This window comes from Clavibacter sp. MX14-G9D (assembly GCF_032917815.1).
GTDB classification, from domain to species: domain Bacteria; phylum Actinomycetota; class Actinomycetes; order Actinomycetales; family Microbacteriaceae; genus Clavibacter; species Clavibacter michiganensis_K.
Window position 1 is genome coordinate 1 of the sequence record NZ_JAVCVL010000104.1, and the last position, 9,434, is coordinate 9,434.

The following is a 9,434-nucleotide window of genomic DNA, read 5'->3' on the forward strand; positions in this document are numbered from 1 at the left end:
CGCGGACCCGCCCGCGACCGCCCGCGGGTCCGGCCCGCCGAGCACCCGGGCACTCGCCCGCGAACCCCGTCGACCGCCGCCCGTCCGCCCTCAGTGAACGCCGCGGGCCCGCGCGGGCGGGTGCCCTAACCTCGGAGGAGCACCGTCGCATCCGACGCATCGAAAGGCACCCCCGTGGAAATCCGTATCGGCCTCGTCAACACCGCCCGCGAGCTCTCCTTCAGCACCAAGCAGACGCCCGAGGAGGTCCAGGAGACCGTCACCGCGGCCGTCCGCGACGCCGCGCCCTTCATCTCGTTCACCGACGAGAAGGGCGCCACCCACCTCGCCGTCACCGCGCACCTCGCCTACGTGGAGCTCGGCAGCGCCGACGCCCCGCGCATCGGCTTCGTCCGCTAGCCCGCCGCCCGTGGAGCTCCTGTTCGTCGCGCTCGCCGGGGCCGCCCTCGGCCTCGTGGCGCGCTACGCGCTCCCCCACCGCGCCGCGCACGGTGCCCTGCTCGTGCCCGCGATCGGCACCGCCTCGGCGATGGCGACGTGGGTGGCGCTCACATGGGCCGGTCTCCCCTGGGACCAGGGGGTCATCTGGATCGCGACGCTCGTCGTCGCGGCCGTGGTCGCCGCGGGGGCGGACCTGCTGATCGGCCGTCGCCGCACGGCCGCGGACGCCCGCGATCTCGCCGCGATCGGCGGCTGAGCGCACGCACCCGCACGACGCGCCGCCCGGCCCCGCGAGGACCGGGCGGCGTCGTGTCGGCGCCGCACGGACGCGTCGGCGGGAGGGACCAGCCGCCGGCTGGACGGCACCGGACCGCGCGGGACAGACCGGGATGGAGCGCGCCGCCCCCGGATCAGGCCGTCAGGCCGAGGGCGTCCATGCGCCGCGTGTGGGCCGTGATGATGCCGGCGAACACGGGCTCGAGGTGCACGCGCGCGTCGTCCGGGTCGGCGAGCGACGCGCGCATCGCGGTGCCCGCGACGAGGAGCGTGTCGCCGACGAGCCGGCGCCCCCACATCGCGAGTCGCGACGCGAGGCGCGGGTCGCGGCGGATCCCGGCGCGGACGGCGTCGACGATCCCCTGCTGCCCGACGCCCGAGGACAGCAGGACGACGACCCGCTGGCGCTGGTCCGAGGGCAGCGACGAGGCGAGCCGTACGAAGAAGTCGTCGAGCAGCCCCGTGGTGATGTAGGCGGAGAGCAGCGTCTCGTACCAGTCGGCGCCCGAGACGGTGGCGGTGAACCGGTCGAACGCCGCGCGGTGCGGCTCCATGACGATGCTGGGGTCGCCGTCCAGCCGCTTGATCTCCACGGCGAGCGCCTGGTGCTTGCCGAGCGCGATGCCCGCGGCGGTGGACACGGCCTCCTTGCCCGCCAGGTCGGGTGCCTCGGCGACGGCGCGCGACAGGGTCTCGAAGACCGTCAGCTGCAGGTAGGCGACACCGCCGAGGAAGCGCAGGGTGTCGGGCGAGAAGTCGTCCACGCTCACGGTCGGCGACGCGGACCGGCGCTTCGACTCGCCGCGGGACCGGACCCGGGGCGCCTCGATCGTCGTCGACCGGCGTCCGAACATCTTGAGCACGTGGCCAGCGTATAGGGAGCGGGAGGCGGTGTCGGGGCCCCCGCCCGCTAAACTCGCCCGTGGTCCCTCAACGGAAGGGCCCCATCGCGCCCGCAGAGCAGCAGTCCGGGCGTGGACCGCACCGCTAGACAGGGCACAACGTGACTTTCACCGAACTGAACATCGACGAGGACATGGTCCAGGCGCTCGCCGACCACGGGATCCTCGAACCCTTCCCCATCCAGGAGCAGACCATCCCCCTGGCGCTCTCCGGCCAGGACATCATCGGCCAGGCCAAGACGGGCACCGGCAAGACCTTCGGCTTCGGCCTCCCGCTCATCCAGCGGCTCGGCCTCGCGCCGGAGCCGGGCGTCAAGGCCCTCGTGGTCGTCCCGACGCGCGAGCTCGCGGTCCAGGTCACCGAGGACCTCCAGATCGCCACCGCCAACCGCGCCACGACCGTCGTCTCCATCTACGGCGGCAAGGCGTACGAGGGCCAGATCGAGCAGCTGAAGGCGGGCGCGCAGATCGTCGTCGGCACGCCGGGACGCCTCCTCGACCTCGTGGGCCAGCGCCTGCTCTCGCTCAAGGACGTGCGCGAGATGGTGCTCGACGAGGCCGACAAGATGCTCGACCTCGGCTTCCTCTCCGACATCGAGAAGCTCTTCGCGCAGACCCCGGCGGTCCGCCACACCATGCTGTTCTCGGCCACCATGCCGGGTCCGATCGTGGCGCTCGCCCGCCGCTTCATGACGAAGCCCATCCACATCCGCGCGACGGACCCCGACGAGGGCCTCATGCAGGCCAACATCCGCCACCTCGTCTACCGCGCGCACAACATGGACAAGGACGAGGTCATCGGCCGCATCCTCCAGGCCGAGGGCCGCGGCAAGACCGTGATCTTCACCCGCACCAAGCGCGCCGCCGCCCGCCTCGTCGAGGAGCTCAACGACCGCGGCTTCAACGCCGCCGCCGTGCACGGCGACCTCAACCAGGAGCAGCGCGAGCGCGCCATGGCCGCCTTCAAGGCCGGCAAGAAGGACATCCTCATCGCCACCGACGTCGCCGCGCGCGGCATCGACGTGCTCGACGTCACCCACGTCATCAACCACACCATCCCCGAGGACGACAAGGCGTACCTGCACCGCGTCGGCCGCACGGGCCGCGCGGGCAAGACCGGCATCGCGGTCACCTTCGTCGACTGGGACGACCTGCACAAGTGGGCGCTCATCAACCGCGCCCTCGAGTTCGGCCAGCCGGAGCCCACCGAGACCTACTCGTCCTCGCCGCACCTGTTCACCGACCTCGACATCCCCGCCGGGTCCAAGGGCCGCCTCCGCGCGACCCCCACGGTCAACCCTGACGGCACGCCGCGCGAGCGCCCGGGCAGCCGCGGATCCGACTCGGGTCGCGATGGCGGACGCGGCGGCAGCCGTGACGGCGGAGGTCGTGACGGCGGACGGGGCGGCGGCCGCTCCGGCGGCGGCGACCGAGACCGGTCGCGCAGCCGCAGCACGTCGACCGCGACGGCGACCTCTCCCGCCGAGGCGACCGCCGCCATCGGCAGCGAGCAGCCGAGTACCGCCGGCGGCCACGACGCGCCGCACGCCGACGGCCAGACCCGTCCGCGCTCGCGCAACCGCCGCCGCCGCTCAGGCGGCGACCGCCCGACCGCGACGTCCTAGGGCCGCAGGCACGACGGAGGGGGCGCATCCGCGGGATGCGCCCCCTCCGTCGTCTGCCGAGGACCGAGCTACACGGGGAGTCGCAACCTCACCCGGAACTTCCCCTCCAGGGCTTCCTGGAGGTCGTACATGAGCTGGAGACCCTCCACGTCGTACCAGCGTCGCCGCTCCTCCGATCCGAACAGCCCGGTCTCCCAGTCCATGTGCGCGTTGAAGAACGCCGCCCATGCGATCAAGCGATCCTTGAGCTCCTGGGAGATCAGGGTGTCCCAATCCAACGGAGGGCCGGGCCACATGATGTCGTCGAGCGGCCACTTCTGAGAATAATCGACTGCGAGGATGAGGTCCTTGAGCGGCCGCCCCTCAGCCACAGTTGTCCACCAGATGGGTCGGAAAAGAGGTGATGATCTTCTTGTTGTTGGCGGAGACGATCACCGTCGGATTGTAAGTATCCACGACGTTGCCTTCCTCGTTCTTGATGAGAATGGTTGCGGAATAACAGAGCTTCCCATCACCCTCGTCCTTCGGGAAACCGGGACCGGGCGCTGTGACTATGGATCCGGTGGCGAAGACCATGAAGTCGTCCCGATACGCCCCACCACCGGCTCCGTCGACGACGGTCTGCCATTGAGCTTGATGCCCCGTCCGGATGTGAACGTAGCCGGACTTGTCGTCTCCACAGAAGAGATCGACATGACCGATGCCGGTCTCCCACGAGGCCACGCTCACATCACCGAAGCCGGCGTTGCACGCTCCGATCGTGATCGGGTCCAGAAGCGACGTCTCGACGCCCGCGGCGGGAGTCGAGGGCGCGGGGATCTCGTAGGTGGCGGTGGCCGCGCTCGCTGGCGAGGCCAGCGCCAGCGGTGCGGTCACGAGGCCTGCAGCGGCCACGGCGAGCGCTGTCACCCGCGTCCGATGGCGCGTGGCTGTCGTCATGTTCCGTTCTTCTCTTCGAACCGTCTGCACGATCACGTGCGGATGTGGCCCCGAGCCAGGCGTCCCGGGGTGCGCAGAAGCTACCTGCGCGGCCGATCGACGGAGCGCACGTTCCACAGCACCCGGCGGGACCCTCCCGCGCGGCGCCTCGCCACCCAGGAGGCGGCCGCTCGACGGACCGGGACGTTCAGGCCGCGGTGGCGGAAGGCGGGATGACCGGCGCCCACCCCGTGGCGCGCTCGACGATGCGCGCGAGCACGGCGGGCTCGGTCGTGTTCTCGGCGAGCCGGTTCGGCTTGCCGTCGCCGTGGTAGTCGCTGGATCCCGTCACCTCGAGCCCGAAGCGGTCGGCCAGCTCCGTGAGTCGCACGCGCGACGCCGGCGGGTTGTCGCGGTGCCGCACCTCGAGGCCGAACAGGCCGGCGGCGACGAGCGACGTCATGCGCGAGTCGGACAGCACGCGCTCGGGCCCGCGGGCACCGGGATGCGCGAGGACCGCGAGGCCGCCCGCCGCGGTGATCAGCTCGACGCCGAGGATCGGGTCGGGCGCGTAGTGCGGCCGGTAGTAGCCGCCCTGCCAGTGGAGAATGCTCTCGAAGGCCGCCGAGCGGGTGGCCACGTGGCCGCGGGCCACGAGCGCGTCGGCGATGTGGGGGCGGCCGATGGTGCTGCCGGGCGTGGTCTGGGCGAGCACGTCGTCCCAGGTGAGCGCGTAGTCGCGGCCGATGCGGCCGACCATCGCCTCCGCCCGGGTCATCCGCTCGCCGCGCACCCGGGCGGTCATCGCCGCGAGGTCGGCGTCCTCGGGGTCGAACAGGTAGGCGAGGACGTGGACGCTCGCGTACTCCAGCTGCGTGCTCATCTCCATGCCGGGGACGAGGGTGATGCCGTGCGCGCGGGCCGCGGCGGAGGCGTCCGCCCAGCCCGCGGTGGAATCGTGGTCGGTGAGCGCCACGGCGGAGAGCCCCTGCGACGCGGCCTGCGCGACCAACTCGGCGGGCGCCTCGGTGCCGTCGGAGACGGAGCTGTGCGTGTGCAGGTCGATGGGACCCCGCTGCTGCTCCGGCATCCCACCATCCTACGCGGCGGCCCTCGCGCGGCCCGTCGGCCGGGACCGCGGCGGGCGCTCTCCCAGAGAGCCGCCATAGTGTCGTCTACGTCATGGGTCGGATCGTCGGAGCAGCAGTCATCCTCGTCACGGCCGCAGGACTCCTGCTCGTCACGTGGCCCCAGCTCCTCGGGCTGGAGCAGACGTACCTGGTGGCCCACGCCGTCGCCATCCGCGGCGCACTCGTCGCGGCCGCGGCCGCGGTCCTCGTCGTGACCCTGGTCCTCTGCCTCGCGATCCGCCCCGGGCGGCGCCTGCTCGGGAGCATCGCCCTGCTGCTGGTGGTCTTCATCGGCGCGAACTCCGCCGTCCTGGCGACGCGCGGGCTCGGCGACACGGCCTTCGCCGAGCCGCAGGAGTCCGACGTCACGGTGCTGTCCTGGAACACGCTCGGCGGCGCCACCGGCGCGCGCGCCGTCGCCGACCTCGCCATCGAGTCGGGCGCCGACGTCATCACGCTCCCCGAGACGCGCGAGGAGACCGGCGCCGAGATCGCCGTGCTCATGCGCGAGGCCGGCCGGCCGATGTGGGTGCGCACCACCGCCTTCGACGACGTGGCCGCGGCCCGATCCACCACCATCCTCATCAGCGCGGCCTACGGCGACTACCGGGTCGACGAGTCGCGCGGCACCACGAGCGTCCTGCCCACGGTCATCATGGAGCCGGTCGACGGGAACGGGCCCGTCATCATGGCGGTGCACCCGGTCTCCCCCATCCCCGAGCAGATGGACAACTGGCGGGCCGACCTCGCCTGGCTCGGACAGCGCTGCGACGAGGGCAACGTGATCATCGCGGGCGACTTCAACGCCACGCTCGACCACATGAGCCGGTACGGCGGCACGCCGACGGAGCGCGACCAGGTGACCGACCTCGGCCAGTGCGTCGACGCGGCGCGCGCCTCGGGGAACGCGGCGGTCGGCACCTGGCCGACGGACGTCCCCGCGCTCCTCGGCACGCCCATCGACCACGTCATGGCGACGCCGGGGTGGGAGGTCACGGGCTTCCGCGTGGTCGAGGACCGCGACGGGGCGGGCAGCGACCACCGTCCGATCGTCGCCCAGCTCACGCCCCTGCGCTGAGCAGGCCCTGCGCCCCTCCTGGTGCGCCGCGCAGGTGGGATGATCGAGAGATGGCCGAGAACACCGACACCACGTCCGAGACCACGCGCGAGTCCGCCGCCGCCGAGATCGCCGCCGACCCGGCCGCGCCGCTGGCGACGACCGAGACCGCGGCCCCCGCGGTCACCGCCCCCGCCGCCTCGGACGCCGGCGGATCCGGCGCCGCGCCCGTCCCCCGCGCCACCTCCAACCGCAGCACCACCCCCGCGAGCACCGCGTTCAGCGACTTCGTGTCGACGAGGTGGGCCGACCGCGAGGAGGTGGACCCGCCCGCGCGCGAGCAGGCGGCCTACGCGGCCGAGCGCCGTCGCCGCCTGTCCGCGCTCCACACGGGCACGCGCCTCGTGATCCCCGCGGGCCGCCTGAAGCAGCGCAGCAACGACACCGACTTCCCCTTCCGCGCCCACTCCGCGTTCGCGCACCTCACCGGGTGGGGCTCCGACAGCGAGCCCGGTGCCGTCCTCGTGCTCGAGCCCGTGGCCCCGGGGTCCGCCGCCGACGGCACGGGCCACGAGGCCACCCTCTACTTCCGCGAGCGCGCCGGACGCGACAGCGACGAGTTCTACGCCAACGCCGAGATCGGCGAGTTCTGGATCGGACCGCGGCCGTCGCTCCGGCAGGTCGCCGCCGACCTCGGCATCGCCACCGCGCCCCTCGCCCGGGTCGACGCGGCCATCGACGCCGGCGGCCCCGTCCGCGTGATCCGCGAGGCGGACGCCGTGATCGCCGCCCGCGTCGACGACGCCCGGGCCGCGGGCGGCTCCGCCGACGACGCGTCCGACGCGGACGCCGTCCTCGCACGGGACGCGTCGGAGCTCCGCCTCGTGAAGGACGAGTACGAGATCCGGCAGATGCGGGAGGCCGTCGACACCACCGGCCGCGGCTTCTCCGACGTCGTCGCCGACATGCCCGCCGTCACCGCGCACGCGCGCGGCGAGCGCGTCGTCGAGGGCGTCTTCAACGCCCGGGCCCGGGCCGACGGCAACACGGTGGGCTACGACACCATCGCCGCCTCCGGACCGCACGCCTGCATCCTGCACTGGACCCGCAACGACGGCCCCGTCGTCCCGGGCGACCTCATCCTCATCGACGCGGGCGTCGAGCTCGACAGCTACTACACGGCCGACATCACCCGCACCCTCCCTGTCTCCGGCACCTTCACCGACGTGCAGCGCGAGGTCTACGAGGCGGTCCGCGAGGCGGCCGACGCGGCGCTCGCGATCGTGCGCCCCGGCATCCGCTTCCGCGAGGTGCACGCCGAGGCGATGAAGGTGATCGCCCGTCGCGTGGCCGACTGGGGCATGCTGCCCGTCACCGCGGAGGAGGCGCTCGAGGCCGACAACCAGCACCACCGCCGGTACATGGTCCACGGCACGAGCCACCACCTGGGCCTCGACGTGCACGACTGCGCGCAGGCCCGGCGCGACATGTACATCGACGGGATCGTGGAGGCCGGAATGGTCTTCACCATCGAGCCCGGCCTGTACTTCCAGCCCGACGACCTCACGGTGCCGGAGCGCTTCCGCGGCATCGGGGTGCGCATCGAGGACGACGTCCTCGTGACGCGCGACGGAGCAGAGAACCTGTCCGCCGGCATCCCGCGCACGGCGGACGAGGTCGAGGCGTGGATGGCCGGGCGCTCCTAGCCGCCGAGCCGGGCGGGGTGTCGCCGGCCGGGGCGCGCGGGGATCAGACCCCCTGCGCGCCCTGCTCGCCCACCGGCCGGTCGGTCGAGGTCGGCGGCGCGGTCGGCTCCGGGGCCTCCGGTCCGGCCCCCTCGGGCAGGCGCTCCCCGTACGGACCCGCGGGACGCGAGGCCGGTGCCGCCGCGGGCGGCGGGGTGGTGACCACGGGCTCGCCGTAGACCGACGTGCCGACTCCCCCGATGCCGAGCACGTCGCGGGCGCGGTGCATCGAGTCGGGCTCGACGACCACCGAGTAGCTCGTGGCGGTGACCTGCATGACGGAGGTGAAGTCGCGGCGGCGGCGCGTGATGCTGTAGCTGACGATGCCGAAGATCGCACCGAAGCCGACGCCGATGATGACCGCGCCGATGACCGACGAGATGTTCGGCACCGGCGAGAACAGGAACGTCACGAGCCCCAGGAACAGGCCCAGCCATGCGCCGCTGGCCGCTCCCGCGGCCGCGGCGCGGGCGGACGTCAGCTTGCCGGTGACGCGCTCCACGCTCGTCAGCTCGTTGCCCACGATGCTCACCTGCGTGACGGGGAAGTCGGCCTCGGCGAGCGTGACGACGGCCTTCTGCGCCTCGTCGTACGTCTCGTACGTCGCCACGGGCTCGCCCTTCGGGAGCCGGGGCATGCGGGCACGGGAGCTGCGTCCGAGGAGGGATGAGATCACTGATCCAGTGTCCCACCCGGTGCCGGGCGGCGGCTGGGCGAGCGACTAGATTGGCTCTGTGAGCGCCTCCCGAGTCTTCGTCGCCCGGCTCGCCGGGTGCAGCGTGTTCGACCCCGCAGGCGACCGCGTCGGGCGCGTGCGCGACGTGCTGGTCGTCTACCGCAAGGACGATCCGCCGCGCGTCGTGGGCCTCATCGTCGAGATCCCGGGCAAGCGCCGCGTGTTCCTCTCCATCGGGCGGGTCACGAGCATCGGCTCGGGCCAGATCATCACGACGGGACTCATCAACCTGCGCCGCTTCGAGCAGCGCGGCGGCGAGGTGCGCGTCATCGCGGAGATCCTCGGGCGCCGCGTGAGCATGCGCGACGGGTCCGGGAACGCCGTCATCGAGGACGTCGCCATCGAGGAGTCGGGCCAGGCTGAGTGGGAGGTGTCGCAGCTCTTCTGCCGCCGACCGCGCACCAGCCCCTCCCCCTTCGCCAAGGGCGCCACCATCTTCGCGACGTGGAGCGACGTCGCCGAGCTGCAGGACGACGGCGTCGCGCAGTCCGCCTCGCAGTTCCTCGCCGCGTACTCCGACCTGCTGCCCGCCGACCTCGCCAACACCCTGCTCGACCTGCCGCAGGCGCGCCGCCTCGAGGTCGCCGAGGAGCTGCCCGACGCC

Annotated in this window: 11 protein-coding genes; 6 read left to right on the forward strand and 5 right to left on the reverse strand. The window is 73.0% G+C overall.

Annotation, left to right across the window (positions count from 1 at the left end):
• Positions 1-174 precede the first annotated feature (174 nt).
• Together Q6969_RS09555 and Q6969_RS09560 are read left to right on the forward strand one after the other, a co-directional pair.
• Positions 175-399 (forward strand): DUF3107 domain-containing protein, encoded by a 225-nt coding sequence (locus Q6969_RS09555; RefSeq protein WP_094115501.1) that lies wholly within the window; start codon positions 175-177, stop codon positions 397-399.
• Positions 400-409: 10 nt separating this feature from the next.
• Positions 410-697, forward strand: a complete 288-nt coding sequence (locus Q6969_RS09560) for a hypothetical protein (RefSeq protein ID WP_317230226.1) — start codon at positions 410-412, stop codon at positions 695-697.
• Positions 698-851: 154 nt separating this feature from the next.
• Here Q6969_RS09560 and Q6969_RS09565 read toward each other — a convergent pair whose 3' ends face one another.
• A complete protein-coding gene (locus Q6969_RS09565; protein ID WP_317230234.1) occupies positions 852-1,571 on the reverse strand; it encodes a ferritin-like fold-containing protein in 720 nt (239 codons plus the stop codon).
• A 149-nt stretch (positions 1,572-1,720) separates the two neighbouring features.
• On the opposite strand from Q6969_RS09565, the gene Q6969_RS09570 reads away from it, so the two are divergent.
• Positions 1,721-3,244: a DEAD/DEAH box helicase gene (locus Q6969_RS09570; protein WP_317230227.1), complete on the forward strand. Its 1,524-nt coding sequence runs from the start codon at positions 1,721-1,723 to the stop codon at positions 3,242-3,244.
• A gap of 68 nt (positions 3,245-3,312) precedes the next feature.
• On the opposite strand, the gene Q6969_RS09575 is transcribed toward Q6969_RS09570, so the two are convergent.
• The 3 genes from Q6969_RS09575 to Q6969_RS09585 all read right to left on the reverse strand — a co-directional run bounded on the left by Q6969_RS09575 (position 3,313) and on the right by Q6969_RS09585 (position 5,252).
• Positions 3,313-3,480 (reverse strand): hypothetical protein, encoded by a 168-nt coding sequence (locus Q6969_RS09575; protein ID WP_181032902.1) that lies wholly within the window; start codon positions 3,478-3,480, stop codon positions 3,313-3,315.
• A gap of 127 nt (positions 3,481-3,607) precedes the next feature.
• Positions 3,608-4,183 carry a hypothetical protein gene (locus Q6969_RS09580; protein ID WP_317230228.1) on the reverse strand — a complete coding sequence of 192 codons (576 nt, stop codon included), beginning with the start codon at positions 4,181-4,183 and terminating at the stop codon, positions 3,608-3,610.
• A gap of 187 nt (positions 4,184-4,370) precedes the next feature.
• The gene (locus tag Q6969_RS09585; RefSeq protein ID WP_317230229.1) at positions 4,371-5,252 is read right to left on the reverse strand and encodes a PHP domain-containing protein; all 882 of its coding nucleotides are present in this window, start codon (positions 5,250-5,252) and stop codon (positions 4,371-4,373) included.
• A 92-nt stretch (positions 5,253-5,344) separates the two neighbouring features.
• Here Q6969_RS09585 and Q6969_RS09590 point away from each other — a divergent pair, with 92 nt between their 5' ends.
• Entirely contained in the window at positions 5,345-6,370 is a 1,026-nt protein-coding gene (locus tag Q6969_RS09590; RefSeq protein ID WP_317230230.1) for an endonuclease/exonuclease/phosphatase family protein, read from the forward strand.
• A gap of 50 nt (positions 6,371-6,420) precedes the next feature.
• Positions 6,421-8,055, forward strand: coding sequence for an aminopeptidase P family protein (locus Q6969_RS09595; protein WP_317230231.1), 1,635 nt, complete (start codon positions 6,421-6,423; stop codon positions 8,053-8,055).
• A 43-nt stretch (positions 8,056-8,098) separates the two neighbouring features.
• On the opposite strand, the gene Q6969_RS09600 is transcribed toward Q6969_RS09595, so the two are convergent.
• Entirely contained in the window at positions 8,099-8,731 is a 633-nt protein-coding gene (locus tag Q6969_RS09600) for a general stress protein (protein ID WP_317230232.1), read from the reverse strand.
• A 97-nt stretch (positions 8,732-8,828) separates the two neighbouring features.
• Between Q6969_RS09600 and Q6969_RS09605 the strand changes: the two genes are divergently transcribed.
• On the forward strand, positions 8,829-9,434 hold a 606-nt coding region (locus Q6969_RS09605), incomplete at its 3' end, for a PRC-barrel domain-containing protein (RefSeq protein WP_317230233.1).